This window comes from Pseudoalteromonas mucoides, assembly GCF_049257175.1.
GTDB lineage: Bacteria > Pseudomonadota > Gammaproteobacteria > Enterobacterales > Alteromonadaceae > Pseudoalteromonas.
Genome location: NZ_JBMMUC010000022.1, coordinates 38,192 through 57,409, shown reverse-complemented (window position 1 = coordinate 57,409; position 19,218 = coordinate 38,192). Strand labels below are relative to the sequence as shown.

Annotated in this window: 15 protein-coding genes; 5 read left to right on the top strand and 10 right to left on the bottom strand. The window is 39.6% G+C overall.

Annotation, left to right across the window (positions count from 1 at the left end; translation table 11 throughout):
* The first annotated feature begins 20 nt into the window (after positions 1 to 20).
* Positions 21 to 1,313, top strand: a complete 1,293-nt coding sequence (bioA, locus tag AAEU30_RS19755; protein WP_421962031.1) for an adenosylmethionine--8-amino-7-oxononanoate transaminase — start codon at positions 21 to 23, stop codon at positions 1,311 to 1,313.
* Between the two features lie 25 nt (positions 1,314 to 1,338).
* On the opposite strand, the gene AAEU30_RS19750 is transcribed toward bioA, so the two are convergent.
* On the bottom strand, positions 1,339 to 1,773 hold the full coding sequence (locus AAEU30_RS19750; RefSeq protein WP_290208522.1) for an AAA family ATPase: 435 nt from the start codon (positions 1,771 to 1,773) through the stop codon (positions 1,339 to 1,341).
* A gap of 283 nt (positions 1,774 to 2,056) precedes the next feature.
* Here AAEU30_RS19750 and asnS point away from each other — a divergent pair, with 283 nt between their 5' ends.
* Positions 2,057 to 3,454, top strand: a complete 1,398-nt coding sequence (asnS, locus tag AAEU30_RS19745) for an asparagine--tRNA ligase (RefSeq protein WP_421962030.1) — start codon at positions 2,057 to 2,059, stop codon at positions 3,452 to 3,454.
* 140 nt (positions 3,455 to 3,594) lie between these two features.
* On the opposite strand, the gene dapA is transcribed toward asnS, so the two are convergent.
* Positions 3,595 to 4,509 (bottom strand): 4-hydroxy-tetrahydrodipicolinate synthase, encoded by a 915-nt coding sequence (dapA, locus tag AAEU30_RS19740; RefSeq protein ID WP_421962029.1) that lies wholly within the window; start codon positions 4,507 to 4,509, stop codon positions 3,595 to 3,597.
* Positions 4,510 to 4,681: 172 nt separating this feature from the next.
* On the opposite strand from dapA, the gene AAEU30_RS19735 reads away from it, so the two are divergent.
* On the top strand, positions 4,682 to 5,335 hold the full coding sequence (locus AAEU30_RS19735) for a DUF6058 family natural product biosynthesis protein (protein WP_421962028.1): 654 nt from the start codon (positions 4,682 to 4,684) through the stop codon (positions 5,333 to 5,335).
* 100 nt (positions 5,336 to 5,435) lie between these two features.
* Here the strand turns inward: AAEU30_RS19735 and AAEU30_RS19730 are convergent, their stop codons facing one another.
* Together AAEU30_RS19730 and AAEU30_RS19725 are read right to left on the bottom strand one after the other, a co-directional pair.
* Positions 5,436 to 6,119: an HvfX family Cu-binding RiPP maturation protein gene (locus AAEU30_RS19730; RefSeq protein ID WP_421962042.1), complete on the bottom strand. Its 684-nt coding sequence runs from the start codon at positions 6,117 to 6,119 to the stop codon at positions 5,436 to 5,438.
* A gap of 66 nt (positions 6,120 to 6,185) precedes the next feature.
* A complete protein-coding gene (locus AAEU30_RS19725) occupies positions 6,186 to 8,147 on the bottom strand; it encodes an oxidoreductase (protein ID WP_421962027.1) in 1,962 nt (653 codons plus the stop codon).
* A gap of 220 nt (positions 8,148 to 8,367) precedes the next feature.
* Between AAEU30_RS19725 and sppA the strand changes: the two genes are divergently transcribed.
* Entirely contained in the window at positions 8,368 to 10,233 is a 1,866-nt protein-coding gene (gene sppA / locus AAEU30_RS19720; RefSeq protein ID WP_421962026.1) for a signal peptide peptidase SppA, read from the top strand.
* 72 nt (positions 10,234 to 10,305) lie between these two features.
* A complete protein-coding gene (ansA, locus tag AAEU30_RS19715) occupies positions 10,306 to 11,316 on the top strand; it encodes an asparaginase (RefSeq protein ID WP_421962025.1) in 1,011 nt (336 codons plus the stop codon).
* 67 nt (positions 11,317 to 11,383) lie between these two features.
* Here the strand turns inward: ansA and AAEU30_RS19710 are convergent, their stop codons facing one another.
* The 6 genes from AAEU30_RS19710 to pyrD form a co-directional block, all read right to left on the bottom strand.
* Positions 11,384 to 13,123 carry a DUF3466 family protein gene (locus tag AAEU30_RS19710; RefSeq protein WP_421962024.1) on the bottom strand — a complete coding sequence of 580 codons (1,740 nt, stop codon included), beginning with the start codon at positions 13,121 to 13,123 and terminating at the stop codon, positions 11,384 to 11,386.
* 11 nt (positions 13,124 to 13,134) lie between these two features.
* Entirely contained in the window at positions 13,135 to 15,051 is a 1,917-nt protein-coding gene (gene uup, locus AAEU30_RS19705) for an ATP-binding cassette ATPase Uup (RefSeq protein ID WP_421962023.1), read from the bottom strand.
* 17 nt (positions 15,052 to 15,068) lie between these two features.
* Positions 15,069 to 15,308: a glutaredoxin family protein gene (locus AAEU30_RS19700; RefSeq protein ID WP_421962022.1), complete on the bottom strand. Its 240-nt coding sequence runs from the start codon at positions 15,306 to 15,308 to the stop codon at positions 15,069 to 15,071.
* Positions 15,301 to 17,418, bottom strand: a complete 2,118-nt coding sequence (gene rlmKL, locus AAEU30_RS19695; protein WP_421962021.1) for a bifunctional 23S rRNA (guanine(2069)-N(7))-methyltransferase RlmK/23S rRNA (guanine(2445)-N(2))-methyltransferase RlmL — start codon at positions 17,416 to 17,418, stop codon at positions 15,301 to 15,303. Before rlmKL ends, AAEU30_RS19700 begins: the two co-directional genes overlap by 8 nt.
* A gap of 90 nt (positions 17,419 to 17,508) precedes the next feature.
* Complete coding sequence (locus AAEU30_RS19690) at positions 17,509 to 18,039, bottom strand: cell division protein ZapC domain-containing protein (protein ID WP_421962020.1); 531 nt, start codon at positions 18,037 to 18,039, stop codon at positions 17,509 to 17,511.
* 120 nt (positions 18,040 to 18,159) lie between these two features.
* Positions 18,160 to 19,170 (bottom strand): quinone-dependent dihydroorotate dehydrogenase, encoded by a 1,011-nt coding sequence (gene pyrD / locus AAEU30_RS19685; RefSeq protein ID WP_421962019.1) that lies wholly within the window; start codon positions 19,168 to 19,170, stop codon positions 18,160 to 18,162.
* Positions 19,171 to 19,218 lie beyond the last annotated feature (48 nt).

Genomic DNA, 19,218 nt, shown 5'->3' with positions numbered 1-19,218 from the left:
AAGCGCAAATAAGTTTACCAATGAACAAAAAACAAACGATAGACCTTGATTTTGATCGTCAGCACATTTGGCACCCCTATACATCTATGACGCAGCCTTTGCCGGTATATCCGGTAACCCACACTCAAGATAATAAAATTTACTTAGCAACCGGTGAGTGTTTAATTGATGGTATGGCATCGTGGTGGAGTGCTATTCACGGCTACGGTCACCCTGTATTAAAAGCCGCTATGCATCACCAAATCGATACAATGAGTCATGTTATGTTTGGTGGTATTACCCATCAACCTGCTATTGAGCTATGTAAAAAGCTGGTAGCAATTACGCCAAATAGCTTACAAAAAGTATTCTTAGCAGATAGCGGCTCTGTAGCCGTTGAAGTTGCCATCAAAATGGCCTTACAGTATTGGTTAAGCCAAGGCATTACAACAAAGCAAAAACTCATGACTCCGCTTAAAGGCTATCACGGCGATACCTTTGCTGCGATGAGTGTGTGCGACCCAATAAATTCAATGCATTCCTTATACAGCGGCTTTTTACCTGAGCATGTATTTGTACCAGCCCCTGTTAGTCAATTTGGCCAGACTTTTGATCACCATGAGGCACATCAATTAGCTGAGTACTTCGCTGCTCACCACCAAGATGTAGCAGCATTTATTATTGAGCCTATTGTGCAAAATGCTGGAGGCATGAACTTTTATCACCCTGAGTATTTAAAAACAGTTCGCCAATTATGCAGTAAGTATGACGTTTTATTGATTTGCGATGAAATAGCCACAGGATTTGGCCGTACAGGTAAAATGTTTGCCGTTGAGCATAGCCAAATTGAGCCTGATATAATGTGCATAGGTAAAGCACTTACTGGTGGCACAATGACGCTTTCAGCGACACTCACCACGGACAAAATTGCTATTGGTATAAGTGAAGGAGAAGCAGGTGTATTAATGCATGGCCCTACGTTTATGGGTAACCCACTGGCCTGTGCGGTCGCTTGTGCAAGCATTGACTTATTAATCGAACAGGATTGGGCAAAGCAGATTGCACTTTTAAACGATGCATTAAGCTCCTTGCATAAATGTACTGAGCTAACTCACGTTAAAAATGTACGTACACTAGGTGCTATTGGTGTTGTTGAATTAACAGATGCTGTGAACGTTGAAAAAATTCAAGCTTACTTTATCAGTCAAGGGGTATGGGTACGGCCATTTGGTAAACTTATTTACTTAATGCCACCGTATATCAGCACAAAAGCAGACATAGACACCCTCAGCAACGCTATTTATTGTGCGATAGAGGGCAGCCACTTTAAATAGCTTAAAATTATCATGTTTGAATGGCTTACCATTCAAACATGTAAGCCATTTTGCTGATCATACGAAGTGGAATATTATGTTCATTGCGTTTTGCATATAAGTGTTGCATCGATTTATCTTTCACCTCGCCTACAATCACTTCTTTGACTTGATACCCAAGGGCTACCGCAGCTTGACTATAGGCGATGAATTCCCATTTTTTTATATTGGTGTTATCTACAATAACCAAGGGAATTGACTGCGAAAGCGCATTTATAAAGCGCGCTAAATTTAAATTATGAAATTGTGATAATTTAAATTTATCAAACTTATACTCACCCTGCTCATTATAAAAATAATCGTCAGTTGAGCATATCAAGTATTGGCTTTGATCGCCCAGCACGAGCTCATCAGCAAGGTTTTGCGCATAATAAGACTTACCTGAGCCTGGTAGTCCGCGTAAAATAAAAACTTGTTTCATGGAACCTATAATTGTTAGTTGGTTAATTAGCTAGATTATCAAAAACCTATAATGCCACAAAAGCGACATTAATCGCACATTTAAGAGACATTAATTTACAATGGTGATTAATAATCCGCCGCTTTATAAAAAAATATCAAATTTCGACAAAAAAAGCATAAAGAAACGACAAAGAGTTGCATCCACATGTTTTTTTATTTTCCGTTCAAAGGTAAGATACATGGTTCAAGTGCAACAAAGCACACATTTATTAATGTAGGCAACTTATATCATTGGAGTGAAGATGAGCCACTTAGCGATTTCAGAGCTATTAAAAGGCAAGGTTGCGGTAGACAGCCAAGTAACAGTAAAAGGCTGGATCCGTACTCGCCGCGATTCAAAAGCAGGAATTTCATTTTTAGCCGTTCATGACGGCTCATGTTTTGACGCAATTCAAGCGGTAGTGCCTAATTCACTGAATAATTACGAAGAAGTGACCCGCTTAACAGCAAGCTGCTCTGTATCAGTCACTGGTGTACTGGTTAAATCTGAAGGCAAAGGTCAGTCATTCGAAATCCAAGCGAATAAGGTTGAAGTATTAGGTTGGGTAGAAAACCCAGACTCATACCCTATGGCTGCTAAACGCCATAGTATCGAATACCTACGTGAACACGCCCATTTACGCCCGCGTACTAACATTATTGGTGCCGTAACACGTGTACGTAACTGTTTAGCACAAGCTATTCACCGTTTTTATCACGAACAAGGTTTTTACTGGATCAGTACACCTATCATCACGGCAAGTGACTGTGAAGGTGCTGGTGAAATGTTCCGCGTGTCTACGCTTGATATGCAAAACTTGCCGCGTACAGATAAAGGCGATGTTGATTACAGCGAAGATTTCTTCGGTAAAGAAGCATTCCTTACCGTATCTGGTCAGTTAAATGGTGAGACCTACGCATCTGCGATGTCTAATATTTATACATTCGGCCCTACTTTCCGTGCTGAAAACTCAAATACATCTCGCCACCTTGCTGAGTTTTGGATGGTTGAACCAGAGGTTGCGTTTGCAGACCTTGAAGATATTGCAAAGCTTGCTGAAAACATGCTGAAGTATGTATTTAAAGCCGTACTTGAAGAGCGCCGTGATGATATGGAATTTTTTGCACAACGTGTAGAAAAAACAGCTATATCGCGCTTAGAAGAGTTTGTCGAAAAAGACTTTGCTCAAGTTGATTACACTGACGCTGTTGAAATACTAAAAGCTTGCGGTAAGAAATTTGAATATGCCGTTGAATGGGGTGTAGATTTACAATCTGAGCATGAACGTTACCTTGCAGAAGAACACTTTAAAGCACCAGTAGTTATTAAAAACTACCCGCGTGATATTAAAGCATTCTACATGCGTCAAAACGAAGACGGAAAAACGGTTGCTGCTATGGACGTCGTTGCACCTGGCATCGGTGAAATCATTGGTGGTTCACAACGTGAAGAACGACTAGATGTACTTGATGCACGTTTAGACGAAATGGGCCTTAACAAAGAAGACTACAGCTGGTACCGCGACCTACGTAAATACGGTTCAGTGCCACATTCAGGTTTTGGTTTAGGCTTTGAGCGTTTAGTTGCTTATGTAACGGGCATGGGCAATGTACGTGACGTTATCGCCTTCCCACGTACCAAAGGCAGTGCAACTTACTAAATAAGTAATTTGTTTATTTTAAAAACCAGCTCATTCAGCTGGTTTTTTTATATTCAAAATTCAGATTTAACCAAACGGCTAATCAGCATGGTACAAAAAAGTCACCTTAGGTGACTTTTAAAATAATAGCTTAAACATCACTAACCAATAATTAAATCATCTTGCTGTAATAGCTTAGCCGTGTTTCCAACAATGTCTTCAACAGATAGTGCATTGATCAGCTCAATACCTTCAGCTTGTTGCTGGGCGCTTAATGGTACATACGGTAAACGAAATACTGGGTTAACCGCCGCTGTCATCATCAATGCAGTGTTGATTGCAATTGGATTAGGCTCACAGAATAACCAATTCATTAATGGCTGTAATGAATGATTGAGCTCAACGTTTTTTGTATCCATTAATTGGCGGAACAACCCTGGTATTAGGTTCGATGTGACTGAAATTACACCATGTGCTTTATAAATATGACGAGCATCATGAGCTTCATCATCATTACCTGACCAACATGCTATTCCTTGTTGCTCATAATGTTCGATACGTTCATTACCACCACACTCTTTAACACCAATAAAGTGCTCATGCTGAGCTAAAGGTTCAATAATATCGGGGGTCAAGTCTTGCCCTGTACGCCCTGCAACATTGTAAATAAATGCAGGTCCAATCGCCAACACTCGTTTAAAGTGCTCTTTAACACCCGCAATTGATGTACGACCATAATAAGGGTTAATTTGCAGCGCTGCATCCATACCGCTAGCAAAACCATACTCCGTTGCTTTTATTGCTTCACGGGTATTATTGCTTCCTGTATTACCTACAATAATTAACTTATCTGAATATTTATTAACGCTGTGCGCAATAAGCATCAAATGCTCTTCCCAATTCATTAACTGGCCTTCACCGGTTGTGCCACCAACAACAATGCCATCAACGCCACCAGCAATTTGCTGCTCAACTAATTGATCATAGGTTGCAAGGTCAATTTCACCCGTTGATAAGTAAGGGGTTTTAATTGCTGTGATAAGACTTGCTTGTTTAATTTGTTCTAGGCTGCGCATAAAAATATATTCTTAAAAAAACTTGCCGTATTTGTAACATAAATGAACTTATTTTGGGAGTTTTGCAAAGCCTAATTAATAAAATAACTTGTGTTATGACCAAGTGTAAGACAAAATAAAACAACTGTACAAATAAATAGTACCATTGTTTTTTTACTTCGAGTATCAATTTATGCGTTTATCACGATTTTTAGCAACCCATTTTTATCACAGTGAAGAGCTTTGTCAGGCCCTAGCAATCGACGAAGACACGCTCTTACTATGGCAGGAGTCGGGACTATTTCCTAAACCCAGCTATTGCATTAAAAATCAGCTAAGTTGTAGCTCATATTCCGGCCTTTATGAATGTGAAGAGTACGACGACTATTATCCGCGCGGATGTGTTAATTGGGGCCAAGGATTAGCAAAACAAAAAATAACGTCATCCAGCCAAGCATTTAATTACTTTGCTCAACAATATATGGCCGCACTGAATAAGCTTGCGCAGCAAGGTTTTGAGTTTAACGAGGAATTATTTGGTAGTGAAATTGAAGAACACTTGCAACAAGTGTGGCAACAGTTTTTATGTAGTAAGTATGGTGTGTTAACACAAAACGGTTTAATTGACGAAATAGCGGCTGTTGATATTGGCCGTTTAGTGGTAGACGACATAACCGAGCTTCGTACTAAAGCGTGTCTTAATCAAGATGAGCGTACACAACTCCACCCCGCTATGAAGTTATTAAACCGCGCATTGAGCCATGGTGCTGATCATGAAAAGCAACATACTTTGCGCACGCGATATATTGATGCGCTCGTGCTCAAATACGACTTATCAGTAAAATAATTATAACCAAATAATAGTAAAGCAAATAAGAGTGCATGGCGTTAAATCATGGTTACCTTTTCTTAATGATTAGTTTATTCACAGTCGCTTTGTTTAAGCACTATTTTGCCTTAATTTTTGAGTACAACCAATAGTCTAAGCTGACAAAGCGGCCGCCACCGGTAAAAAATAAACTGAGCAACATAACAAAATAAATTGCTGAAAATTCGATACCATTATTCAAAATAACAGGGGTTCCTGTTTCGTAAAGGTACTCAGGATAGCCATGTTCGTTAACTAAAGTTTTAATACTCTCGATACGTTGCTGTGCCTCGAGAGAATTGGCTAGACTGTCTTGTGCACCAGGTATAGACAACCAGTCTAATACTTGTGCTGCACTCGTTTGTGGGTTTGTCGGGGTTATAGCAAACCAACCATTGCTCCAATGTACTGTGGTTGCTGCTACCACCATTGTGAACATAAGTGGGATTGTAATAACGCGAGTAAATAAGCCAAGTAATAATAGCCACCCTCCTAAAAACTCACTCCAACCGGCTAAAAAAGCAAGTAAATCAGGAAACGGTAAACCGAGACCCCATTGTTCATTACCAAACCATGCAACCACATCTGGCGATGCTAAAAACAAGTCACTAAGCCCGGCAGAATCACTACTTAGGTTAAGTTTAGAATAGCCGGCGATGATCATCACTGGAGCGAGAATTAATCGAAATAATAATGAAGGTATGCCATCCAATATAGCTAGTTTTTTAATTGAATAATTATAGCTGTTGAGAAGTGTATTTATCATAGCGGTCGCGCCTTTTTAACTTGTGCTAATAACAAGACCGCTATGAAGGAGAGATTATTTCAGTTAAATTTTACGGGCAACCTGCAATGCTTCATAGATTGCACGTTTTGCATCTATAGCGGCAGCCAACTTTGCACCACCAATAACATGCACCTTGGGGTTTTCACTAAGCGAACTTAATTCTTCATTATTCGAAACCTGCCCTATACAGGCAATAACAGTGTCAACAGCTAATACTTGCTCTTCACCTGCGACACTAATAGTTAAGCCATGCTTATTGAAGCTTAAATATTGGCAATCCGCAATTTGTTTTACGCTATGCTGTTTAGCAACTTGGCGATGGATCCAGCCGGTTGTTTTACCTAAATCACTGCCAAAGCGCCCTGCACTTCGTTTGAGCATATACAATTGACGACTATCTTTGTGCGGCGATGGTTCACATTCAATACCCCATTGTGACTTAAACTCACTAATAGATTGCTCGCGTTTTTCTGTTAAAAAAGCGACCATATCAAAACCAATACCTCCAGCGCCTAATATTGCAATTGATTGACCTAACTCTACCTCACCTCTGATCACTTCATCATAGGCATAAACACGTTTACCATCAGTGCATTCAAAGGAAGCTTCTCTAGGTCTTACACCTGTTGCGAAAACAATATCATCGTAATCTTCTAGCATCTGCTGAGAATATGCTTTTCCTAATTCAATTGTGACGTTCAAACGTTCAAGCTCATTGATAAAATAGGTCAGTGTATGGTTAAAGTCTTCTTTTCCTGGGATACGCATTGCTAGGTTAAACTGCCCCCCCATGTCAGCCTTCTTATCAATAAGGGTTACTTGATGACCTTTTTGCGCTAAATAACAACTAGCAGATAGTCCTGCAGGTCCCGCTCCAACCACCAACACATTTTTTGCTTTACTGGTTTTGTGCAGTGGGTAATCTAGCTCAAATCCGGCTTGTGGATTCACTAAACACGTTGCGCGTTTACCTTTAAACACATGATCCAAGCAGCCTTGATTACAACCAATACAAATATTTATTTGCTTGCTTTGTTGGGCTTTATATTTATTAAAAAAGTCAGGATCAGCAAGTAATGGTCTTGCCATGGAGATCAAATCAGCCTCACCTGCATTTAAAATATCATTAGCTATATCAGGAGTATTAATTCTATTTACCGCGATTACAGGTAAGTTAACAGCTTCTTTTAAACGTTTAGATGCTTCTTTAAAGGCGCCTGCTGGAACCATGCTAGCAATGGTAGGTACCCTTGCTTCATGCCAACCAATACCTGTGTTTAATATGTCTACACCCGCTTGCTCTAAAGCTTTTGCTTGAATTACTACTTCATCAGGAGTCGAGCCATTAGGAATTAAATCAACCACAGATAACCTAAATATAATTAAAAACTTATCACTCACTTTTGCTCGTACAGCTTTTACGGTGTCGATTGCTAATCGCATTCGATTTTCTAAGCTGCCACCGTATTCATCAATGCGTTTGTTTGTATGAGGAGCCATGAATTCATTAATTAAGTAACCTTCTGAACCCATGATTTCAACACCGTCGTAGCCTGCTTTTTCAGCAAGTTTTGCTGAGTGAGCAAAATCTTTGATGGTTTTTTTTATTGAGCCCAATGACATTGCTTTTGGCTTGTACGGATTAATAGGCGCTTTAATTGCACTCGGTGCTTGATTAAAGGGATGATATGCATAACGCCCTGCGTGTAATAACTGTAAGCAAATTTTTCCACCATGTTGATGCACAACATCGGTGTATGCTTTGTGTTTGAGCACATCATAAAAATTATTAAATGAAGACGATATAGGTGTTAATTTACCTCTTAGGTTAGGGCTGTAACCACCAGTAATGATCATACCTGTGCCGCCTTTCGCCCGTGCTTCGTAAAACGCTTTTAAACGCTTTCGATTGTGCCAACCTTCTTCAAGGCCTGTGTGCATCGAGCCCATAACTAAACGATTGCGTAATTGTGTGTGCTTTAATTGTAATTGTTGTTCTAACATTCTGTGCCCCAATCAACTGGTCTAACCTCTATACATTAGTGAATTCTGCTTGATTGGCAAGCAATAAGCAACAAATCAGGTAATAAATGTAAAATTTGTCAATAAGTTTAGGTTAGTTTTGCCTTTCATAAATACTTAGTTACGATTTAACAGTTAAATTATTTTTTATTCTGAGCTAAGATGGTGCTAGTTATAAGCTGTACCAAATTAAGGATTTATTTTGATAGCAAAGGTATTTAAAGGACTTTGGACTGGGTTAAATTTTTCCCGCCGTTTAGTTCTCAATTTATTATTCGTATTACTTGTTATTCTTTTTATCGTTGCAATAACAAGTGATGAGGATGAAATTAAAGTTGCAGATACGTCTGTATTACGGTTAAACCTTAACGGACCAATCGTTGAAGAGAAAACCTATGTCGACCCTGTTGAAGCTGCGATTAATGATGCCACTCTGGGTAACGAAGCTCCGGCTGAAATACTACTCGATGACATTATTGAAGTCATTGATCAAGCGTCTAAAGACGAGCGAATTAGCGTAATGCTGCTTGATCTTCAAAAAATGCCCAGTGCACACCTTAATAAGTTGAAACAAATCACTGACGCTATTGAACGTTTTAAAGCGCAAAATAAACAAGTTATTGCAACAGGTTATTATTACACCCAAGCGCAGTATTACATTGCCGCTCATGCTGATGAAATTGCTATGCACCCTTATGGTGGAGTAGCAATTGAAGGTTATGGCATGTACCCACTGTACTTTAAAGATGCCTTAGAAAAACTTGCCGTTACCCAACATATCTTCCGTGTTGGTACGTTCAAGTCAGCTGTTGAACCCTTTATTCGTAATGATATGTCTGATGCAGCAAAAGAAGCTAACCGTGTATGGTTAGGTGCTTTATGGCAAGAATATAAGCGTGATGTTGCAGCAGTACGCCCTTTTGATGAATCAAATTTTGATGAAACGATGGATGAGTTACTTACAAAAATGCAAGCGGTCAATGGTGACTCTGGTAAATACTCATTAGAAAATCAGTGGGTTGATTCATTAAAAACCAATCAGCAAATTCGTCAACAGTTAATTGATATTGTAGGCGCTGAAGAAACCGGTAAGACATTCAATCAAGTGTCGTTCCATGAATACTTATCGTTAGTTAAACCACCTATGGAGTTTGACAATCCAATTACTGAAAAGGTAGCCATTGTTGTTGCTAAAGGGACTATTGTGGATGGTGAGCGAAAAGCGGGTGAAATTGGTGGTGACTCAACAGCTGCCCTACTTCGCAAAGCACGCTTAGATGATAAAGTAAAAGCAGTTGTGCTACGAATTGATTCAGGTGGTGGTAGTATGTTTGCCTCGGAAGTAATTCGTGCCGAGGTACTTGCTCTTAAGGCCGCTGGCAAACCTGTCATCGCTTCAATGAGCTCGGTTGCTGCATCTGGCGGTTACTGGATTGCCTCTGCCGCTAATGAAATTTGGGCTGCACCAAGTACAATTACTGGATCAATTGGTGTATTTGGTAGTTTTATGACATTTGAAAACAGTATGGCTAAACTTGGCGTATATTCTGATGGTGTCGCAACCACTGAGATGGCTGGTTTATCAATCACTCGCCCACTAAACGAAAAAATGGCCCAGGTCATTCAATTAAGCGTTGAAGATGCTTATCGTCGCTTCTTAGATGTTGTAGCCGATGCACGTGACATGACACCTGAACAAGTTGATAGTATCGCACAAGGGCGTGTTTGGATTGCCTCACAAGCACAAGAGCTTGGCTTAGTAGATAAGCTAGGTAACAAGCAAGATGCCATTGAAGCGGCTGCAGCTCTAGCAAAACTCGACTTTTATGAAGTTAAAACGATTAAACATAGCTTAACACCACAAGAACAAATGATGCAGGACATCTTTGGTAATGCCTCTGTTAAAGCATTTATTGGCAACTCAACTACCACCCAAAGTGTGCTGGCGAGTCAAACGGATCTAAACTCGATTGTGAAAAAGTTAAGTGCCGAACTAAATGACTTAAAAGATTACAACGATCCTCAAAATATTTATTCTCGTTGTTTAGTGTGTAACGTTATTCAGTAAATCAGTCCTTCTCGACTGTACTCTATACCAACACAGGTTATACTAAGCCCAGTTTTTTTACTGGGCTTTTTTATGAAACGTAAACGTATTTATATCGCTTACACTGGCGGTACCATAGGAATGAAAAAATCAAGCCGCGGCTATATTCCTGCAGAAGGCTTTTTGACCGAAACAGTGGCTAATAACGCAGAATTTAACCGTGATGAAATGCCTCTTTTTGACATTCACGAATATTGCCCTTTGATAGATTCCTCTGATATGTCTCCTGAACATTGGCAGCTCATTGCCGATGATATTAAAAATAAATACCAAGACTATGACGGTTTTGTTGTACTTCATGGTACTGACACCATGGCTTATACCGCGTCGGCATTATCTTTTATGTTTGAAAACCTCACGAAACCTATTATTGTGACCGGCTCACAAATTCCATTGTCACAACTTCGCTCTGACGGACAAGTTAATTTACTTAATGCCATGTACTTAGCAGCTAACTACCCGATTGCTGAGGTTAGCTTGTTTTTTAACAACCAGCTTTTTCGAGGTAATCGAGCTACCAAAGCACACGCAGATGGCTTTGATGCATTTGCATCCCCAAATTTAGACCCTCTCGCGCTCTCTGGTATCAACATACAATTATTAAAAGGGCAACTTAGCCCCTATGTTGAAAATGAACTGCAAGTAACCAACATAACGCCACAGCCTATTGGTGTTTTATACCTCTACCCAGGTATCAGCCACGCTGTAGTCAAAAGCTTGGTTAACGACAACATAAAAGCATTGGTGTTATTAAGTTTCGGTGTAGGAAATGCCCCTCAGGACCCTGAGTTTTTAGACATACTATCTACTGCCAGTAAACGTGGTATGGTCATTATTAACCTGACTCAGTGTTTAAAAGGTCATGTCAATATGGGGGGCTATGCGACAGGAAACGCCTTATTAAATATTGGGGTAATAAGCGGCTATGATATGACATTAGAAGCATGTTTAACAAAGCTACATTACTTATTTAGCCAACAACTTGAAGTGGAAACCATTCGCCATTTAATGCAAGATAACTTACGTGGTGAACTGAGCCGTTAGATAGCACGGTTAGAGACACAAAAGGCACGCTAAATCGCGTGCCTTTTGTTTTTAGTACTGGTTAAAATTAGCGAAATACGCGGCGCAAACCAACCAGCGGAAGCAATAATAACGTATACCACGGGAAGCTTGCAGATTGACGCTCATAGGTCTCTGTTTCAGGATCTGAACATTGATCTATCTCCCCATCAATTGGGGTTAGCTTAACCGCAACAGCAACACTTTCGTATTCAATGTCACCATTAATATCTGTTACAACACCGCCTAATGAATCCGTTTTTTCAACCGTTTTGGTTGCAACACCAAAGATTTCATTGTTGTTGTTGATAGACTTAGCTTCAGAAACCACATATTTATAACGTGTCTCACCGTCGTCCTCATAACAAGGGAGCAAGTCGTTTATATTTGTGATTGAGTCTTCACCTATCTTATACAAGAAACCTTCACGGCGACGAGAACCAATATTAAATACATCAGTCTCGCCTTCACCTACAATATATCCGTTATCATTTATATCATTAGCAAATGAGCTTGAACTATTAAAGTAATCGGTAGGAAATACCGTGCTACCCGATGCGATATCATGATAGAAAAATTTATAACGATTAGCGCCTTCTATAGGGCGCACACCATAGCCAACCACAACATCATTTTCATTTATTGCTAACGCTTTACCATTAAACCAATCGTCTTCCTGGTCAAGCATTTCGACGATTTTTCCATCTTTATAATAAACTGGCAGTGTTCTAATCGTGCTAGAGCTATCGTTGTCTCGGACATCTGAAGTACCAGCGACTGTACCATTGCTATTCACTGCGAGTGCATTACTTGTGAAGGCAAAGTCATCATCTTCTTCTGGTGTAAGGCCTAAACCCAGTTCTTGCGTATCAATCACATTAAAATTAGAGTCTAAAGACCATTTTACAGCTCGTAAATCAAATAAACGTGATGAACTTCCTCTATATAGTGCTTCAATACATACACTGACTAGTTCATCTTCACCGTCACAGTTATCATCGATATCTTCTTGCCTATCAACTGGGATCCCCGTTGAAACCTGACCTACAACTGTATAACCTGTATTAGTTTTAACAATATCAGTGGCAGTACTAATACCACCATATTCGTCAAACCCTGGCGCTAGTGGAAATGTAACACCCGAGTCAGACACAACGACACCTCGTGAAATAAACTCACGCTCAAAATGAGTCTCTTCATCATTTTCACCATCAGGTGTAAACAATACTTTTTCATAAGGCGCGCTGCCCCAACCGACTGATACACCATCTTCTGCAATGGCGTTATAAATGTTACTGGTTGAACGGGTTAAGCCATCAAAATCTACAGAGCCAATATCAAACAATACTTGTTCTTGCGCTGGTGAACCATCCTCTGAAAACCTTATCGCAGCATGACTGGCAAGCTTTTGATATTCAGAATTAGTAGCCAGACCAGTCAAAAAAGAAAGCATGAAGCTGTTTGCATCAGGGTTCGTTGCCGCGGCGTTTTTATTTTGTATATCATCAAGTGTAAAAGTAATTTCTTTATCAATGTCCTTAAAGTAATCTTCTCGCTCACGATAAGCACTTTCAATTAAACTATCTGTAAAATCAATATAACTAACATCAATAGGTAAATTATATAAACCATTTACCCAGCCAATAATATGGCCGTTTTCACTTACGTCTGTAACATATCTATGTTTTGCTTCATCAAATGAACCAAGTTCAGTTAATTGGTAAGTAGCACTTAAAGCTGATGTGCTCATCGTCGCTAAAATACTGGCAGCGAGTAATTTATATTTCATTTTAGTCCTTACTACTGATTCTTTAAATCTTCAAGTTCTTCCCAGCGCTCTAACGCGGTTTCAAGGTCAGACTCAAGTTGTGCTAAATGGTTCAATGCTTCAGACGTAATGTTTGCGTCTTGTTTGAAAAAGTCTGCATCATTAACAACCGCTTGCTGATCATCTATTGCTTGTTCAAGTTGCTCAAGCTTACTGGGTAATTGTTCTAATTCAAGCTTTAATTTGTAAGAGAGTTTATTGCCCTTACTTTCGTCATTTTTAGCTGTTTTAACCGCAGGCTTTTCTGCTTTTTTAACGGGTGCCGCCGCTTGCTTTTTTTGTTCTTGCGCTAGGTAGTTTACATAAGCTTCATAATCACTATAACCACCCACCATATCAGTAATAATACCGTTGCCTTCAAACGCCCAAACACTGGTACATGTATTGTCAATAAACTCACGGTCATGGCTTACAATAAGCACGGTACCTTGATATTGATTAATAATATCTTCTAATAATTCGAGTGTTTCGATGTCTAAATCATTGGTTGGCTCATCCAGTACCAAGATATTTGATGGTTTTAAGAATAACTTAGCAAGCAATAATCGGTTTTTTTCGCCACCAGACAATGCTTTAACTGGTGTACGAGCACGCGCAGGTGGAAATAGAAAGTCTTGTAAGTAACCCAGTACATGACGCGAACGCCCGCCCATCATAACTTCCTGCTTACCTTCAGCAACGTTATCTTGCACTGTTGCTTCTTCATCAAGCTTTTGACGATATTGGTCAAAATAGGCAAACTCTAAGTTTACGCCTTGTTTGATATCACCACTATCAGCAGCTAAATCACCAAACAATAATTTTAATAGTGTCGTTTTACCAATACCATTTGGACCAACCAGTCCAATTCTATCGCCACGCATTACCAATGTAGAAAAGTCATTTGCAATTACTTTATCTTTGAAAGCATGATGAATGTGCTTCGCTTCAAATACAAGCTTGCCTGATCTATCCGCAGTTTCGATATTAAAGTCAGTTTTACCTACCTGCTCTACACGTTGCTTTCGTTCAACACGTAATTGCTTAAGTTCACGTACTCGCCCTTCATTACGCGTACGACGTGCTTTGACGCCTTGTCGGATCCACGCTTCTTCTTCAGCTAAACGCTTATCAAAAAGCGCATTTTGTGTTTCTTCAACTTTTAAATCATGCGCTTTTTGCTCAAGATAAGTCGCGTAATCACCTGGGTAAGAGATTAATTTACCTCGGTCTAAATCTAAAATACGCGTCGCAACAGCACGAATGAATGCACGGTCATGAGAAATAAATACAATTCCGCCCTTAAACTCTTTTAAAAATTGCTCTAACCACATAACACTGTCCATGTCTAAGTGGTTAGTCGGTTCATCAAGTAATAATAAGTCGGGCTCACTTACAAGAGCGCGAGCTAATGCAACTTTACGTAACCAACCGCCTGAAAGCGATTCAAGTTTTGCTTCAGGTGAAAGTTCTAAACGAGTGAGAACAAGCTGAATACGGCTATCGAACCGCCAACCGTCTGCTGCTTCTAACTGATTAGATAAGCGCTCTAATTGATTTAGTAACTTATCGGTGCATTCAGTTTGTAGTTGAGTACTGACATGATGATAATCAATAAGTAAGTTTGCAATTTCAGGCATACCTTGAGCAACATAATCAAAAACAGTGCCACTGGCGCCCTTTGGCGGATCTTGCTCTAAACGAGAAATTTTGATGCCGCCTAGCTGGTTAATTTCACCATCGTCTAAAATAACTTGGCCATCTAACACTTTTAATAAGGTTGATTTACCTGCACCGTTACGACCAACTATACACACTCGCTCACCGGTTTCTATCACCGCATCAGCATCATCTAATAATGGGTGTGTACCATAAGCTAATTGCGCTTTTGAAATTCTGATTAAATCCATGTTGTTTATGTACTCTTTTATGCTGTTCGCGTAAATAACTGACGCACTTGTTGCGCAGTAAATGGCCAAAATAACATTTGACCTTTTTCGCTTTTTAAAACGGGTATACTGATTTGATATTCTGCAATGAGCTTTTCGTCACTCATTATATCCACCAGCTTTAAATTCTGCTCGTCTTGCAATAATGGGACGATTAACTCATGGGCTTGCTCACACAGGTGACAGCCATCAGTATGGTATAAAGTCCAATTAGCCATGCGTAATTAACCAGCTATTATGAATTTGCTTATTACGTTTAAAGTCTGGCGATAATGTTTGCTCTGAAATATTAACCGCTTTGAGCCCTAATCCGATTAAGCCAACCTCATCCATCGCAAAACCACGTTTGTTATTTGAAAATATAAGCGTGCCTGATGGGCTAAGAATCTTTTTCACCCAGGTTAGTAACTTGATATAGTCTCGCTGTACATCAAATGCATCTTTCATACGCTTAGAGTTTGAAAATGTAGGCGGATCTAAAAAGATCAAATCATACTGGCTTGTTGCATATTCTAACCATTTTAGACAATCAGCTTGCTCAAAACGGTAGCGAGTATTACTAATATTGTTCAACTCAAAATTATCTTGCCCCCACTTTAAGTAAGTTTTAGATAAATCAACAGTCGTAATCGCTTTAGCACCACCAAGTGCGGCATGCACAGAAGCAGTTCCGGTATAGGCAAATAAATTCAAAAAGCGTTTATCTTTGGCATTTTGTTGAATATAGCGACGCGCTAATCGGTGATCTAAAAATAAACCTGTATCTAAATAATCAAACAAATTAACTTTAAACTTAGCACCAAACTCTTCAATTACTTGAGTCCGGTTTTGCTTAGCCATTGGGGTGTATTGCTCTTCCCCTTTTTGTTTTTTACGAACTTTTACAGCGATATTTTCTGGGGCAATTTTAAGTTGCTGAGCGGTTAAAGTGATCACATCTTGCAGGCGCTTATGCGCTGTTGCATCATCAATCTCTTTTGGTGCGGCATACTCGAAAATAACAGCTGAGTCACCATATACGTCTACAGCCACGTTATATTCTGGGATATCTGCATCGTAAACGCGGTACGCTTGCACATCATTTTGCTTGAGCCAGTTTTTTAAGGCTTGTTTATTCTTTTTAACACGGTTTGCAAAAGACATTGAGCCTTCAAAATTAAGCGCAGGCTTATCTTCACTTGTTTGACTGACTTGTTTGTCGTCTAACTGATATAAATTTAGTACCACATCAAGCGGTCCATTTTTAAATTTATAACGTTTAAGTTTAACTAATTTTAAAAGCTTAAACAGGCTTTCATCCATGCCCAAAAGAGCCAGCTTCCAATTATTAAAGTGCTTTTTAAACCCTGTGCCTAAACTACGATGTAAATCAACCAACTCTGCCATTGAACCTATACGTTCACCATAAGGTAAGTTTGAAATCACTACACCAGGTAATTTTGCAACAGATGTCAGCTTAGTGGCATCACTTTGCTTAAATTTAATTATATCACCCAGCTCTGCGCGTTTTGCATTATCGACGGCTTTACTTAACACCTGCCCGTCGTAATCATGACCAATTAGCCATAATTTAGGATCTGTAATTTGAGCAATCAGCTCTTCTCTTAATGCATTGAATTTCGCAACCCGAAAACTGGGTAATCTTTCAAAGGCAAACCCTTCACGAAATAAGCCAGGGGCTTCATTTCGAGCCATACCTGCGGCTTCAATTAAAATAGTGCCAGCACCACAACATGGATCAAATAAAGGTTGTTGCACATTATCAAGCCAACCACTGCGCTTAATAAGTGCTGCAGCTAAGTGCTCTTTAATAGGTGCTTTACCCTGTCCTTCACGGTAACCACGTTCAGACAAACGCGGACCAGAATAGTCGATGTACATTGCCACACCTTGGCGAGATAAACGCGCTACCACACGCACGTTAGCATCTTGCTTATCAACATTAGGACGCTGTTCATATAAATCATTGAAATAATCAACAATCGCATCTTTGATCACAAGGCCAGAGAACTGTGTGTTTTTCAATGAATCATTCGTGCCATTAAAATCAACAGCAAAAGTCTGAGTCGGCCCAAACCATTCTTGCCATGGTTGTAAACGGGCAAATTTGTACAGGCTATCTTTGTCATTAACGCCTTCTTTTTCTTCAATCAACATCATAACGCGGGTCGCGAAACGGCTCATTAAACATACTTTTTGTGCTAGTGTTGTATCCGCGTCAAAACGCACAGAGCCCACTGTTTGCTTGGTGACAGTAGCCCCAATTTCAGTAAGTTCATCAACCAATAAATTTTCGATTCCGATAGAAGTAAGCGCGATAAATTGCAAAGTAAAAACCCTTAGTAGCTAATTACGCGGGATTATAACATAGGTTGGCAGACAAACACGTGATAAAGGGGTTAACAGTAAAAAATTTGCTTAGGCTGTTTTACTATTTTGTGCGTGGGTATAAATTGGGTGTACTCGATTATTAAGAACACGAATAGCTTCAAACTGGTTCAAGCTCAGATTTTCATCTAGTTGATAATGCTCAGACAAACTAATACACAAGGATGCGTCATCACTGTGGTCGATTATTAAAAACTCACCCACTTGAATACGAGATTGTAATTTAATTATTGCCTCTACACTTGGCTCATGGCCTGTGTAAGGTTCAAAAAACCAACTTTTAGCAAGAACAGGTTTTAAATGAAATTTTGCCGCTGTCGCATTGAGTGCTATCTGACAAAGCTGAGCTGCTTGCCATAAATTAAAACCCTCAAGGTATTGGTAGACTTGCTGATAAAAAGCAGCATCTTCTAAACTAAAATTAGGCTCAGATAAAACGCTGTCGGTAAGCTGTCGGAGTTTATAAGGCGTGCACAGTTGCATATCTTGGTCTAGGTCGACCAATAAGCGATTATTTGTAGGACAAGCTATCCATTTCCATTGTTTTGATGCTTGTAACATGTGCTTCCCCATTGCTCCTAAAATTTACTGCATGAATGAGGATTATAGCGGCTTTTGACCATTTAATAAATATTTTATTAGAACATTTATTGAACGATCAAAAGCTTAGATAATTGATCCTTATAAGCCTGAGAGGATCGTTTTTACCAATTGTGGGCCTTTATATATAAATCCTGTGTATACCTGTACCAGATCAGCCCCGCTGCTAAATTTCTCCTTTGCACTGGCAGCATCGTCAATCCCACCTACCCCAATAATAGGCAGTTTCCCTTGTGTAAGACGCTTAAGCTCTTTAACCACGTGGGTTGAGCGTTCACGTACTGGCTGGCCAGACAGACCTCCAGCCTCATTAGCGTATTGTTGTCCTTGCACTGCTGTACGCTCAAGAGTTGTATTTGTGGCAATCACACCATCGATCTTATTATTGATCAAAGACTCACTAACTTGACCAATTTGCACCTCATCCAGATCCGGTGCAATCTTAACTAACATAGGTACTTGCTTATTATGTTTCGAAATTAAATCAAGCTGCTCGTTTTTAAGACTTTGTAATAAGTCATCAAGTGCCTCACCATATTGTAAATCACGTAGCCCTGGGGTATTCGGTGAAGAAATATTTACCGTAATGTATGAGGCATGTTCAAAAACTTTACGCATACAGTGAATATAGTCGTCTTTACCTTGCTCATTTGGGGTATTTTTATTTTTACCAATATTGATCCCCAAAATTCCATCGTATTTAGCGGCTTTAACATTGTTCACCAAGTTATCAACGCCTTTATTATTAAAACCCATACGGTTAATAATTGCGTTTGATTCAGGTAAACGAAAAATACGTGGTTTATCGTTACCCGCTTGCGGGCGAGGTGTAACAGTACCTACTTCAATAAAACCAAAACCCATTTGCGCAAATGCATCAATACACTCTGCATTTTTATCAAGTCCTGCTGCTAAGCCTACAGGATTTTTAAACGTTAAACCCAAAAAATCAACTGGGTGATCAGCCACTGATTGCGACCACGCTGCACTAAATGGTGTATTAGTAAAGCGGCGTAAATTATGTAATGCAAACTCGTGGGCCCATTCCGCATCACGGGTGAACATAAAACGGCGAGCAAGATCATAAAACATTAAAAAATCCTCTATATAAAAAAATACCCCAGACTAGGCTGGGGTATT

Bases quoted from the DNA above. Each gene is read 5' to 3' on its own strand.
- bioA (WP_421962031.1), top strand. From the start codon at position 21: ATGAACAAAAAACAAACGATAGACCTTGATTTTGATCGTCAGCACATT.
- AAEU30_RS19750 (WP_290208522.1), bottom strand. From the start codon at position 1,773: ATGAAACAAGTTTTTATTTTACGCGGACTACCAGGCTCAGGTAAGTCT.
- asnS (WP_421962030.1), top strand. From the start codon at position 2,057: ATGAGCCACTTAGCGATTTCAGAGCTATTAAAAGGCAAGGTTGCGGTA.
- dapA (WP_421962029.1), bottom strand. From the start codon at position 4,509: ATGCGCAGCCTAGAACAAATTAAACAAGCAAGTCTTATCACAGCAATT.
- AAEU30_RS19735 (WP_421962028.1), top strand. From the start codon at position 4,682: ATGCGTTTATCACGATTTTTAGCAACCCATTTTTATCACAGTGAAGAG.
- AAEU30_RS19725 (WP_421962027.1), bottom strand. From the start codon at position 8,147: ATGTTAGAACAACAATTACAATTAAAGCACACACAATTACGCAATCGT.
- ansA (WP_421962025.1), top strand. From the start codon at position 10,306: ATGAAACGTAAACGTATTTATATCGCTTACACTGGCGGTACCATAGGA.
- AAEU30_RS19710 (WP_421962024.1), bottom strand. From the start codon at position 13,123: ATGAAATATAAATTACTCGCTGCCAGTATTTTAGCGACGATGAGCACA.
- uup (WP_421962023.1), bottom strand. From the start codon at position 15,051: ATGGATTTAATCAGAATTTCAAAAGCGCAATTAGCTTATGGTACACAC.
- AAEU30_RS19700 (WP_421962022.1), bottom strand. From the start codon at position 15,308: ATGGCTAATTGGACTTTATACCATACTGATGGCTGTCACCTGTGTGAG.
- AAEU30_RS19690 (WP_421962020.1), bottom strand. From the start codon at position 18,039: ATGTTACAAGCATCAAAACAATGGAAATGGATAGCTTGTCCTACAAAT.
- pyrD (WP_421962019.1), bottom strand. From the start codon at position 19,170: ATGTTTTATGATCTTGCTCGCCGTTTTATGTTCACCCGTGATGCGGAA.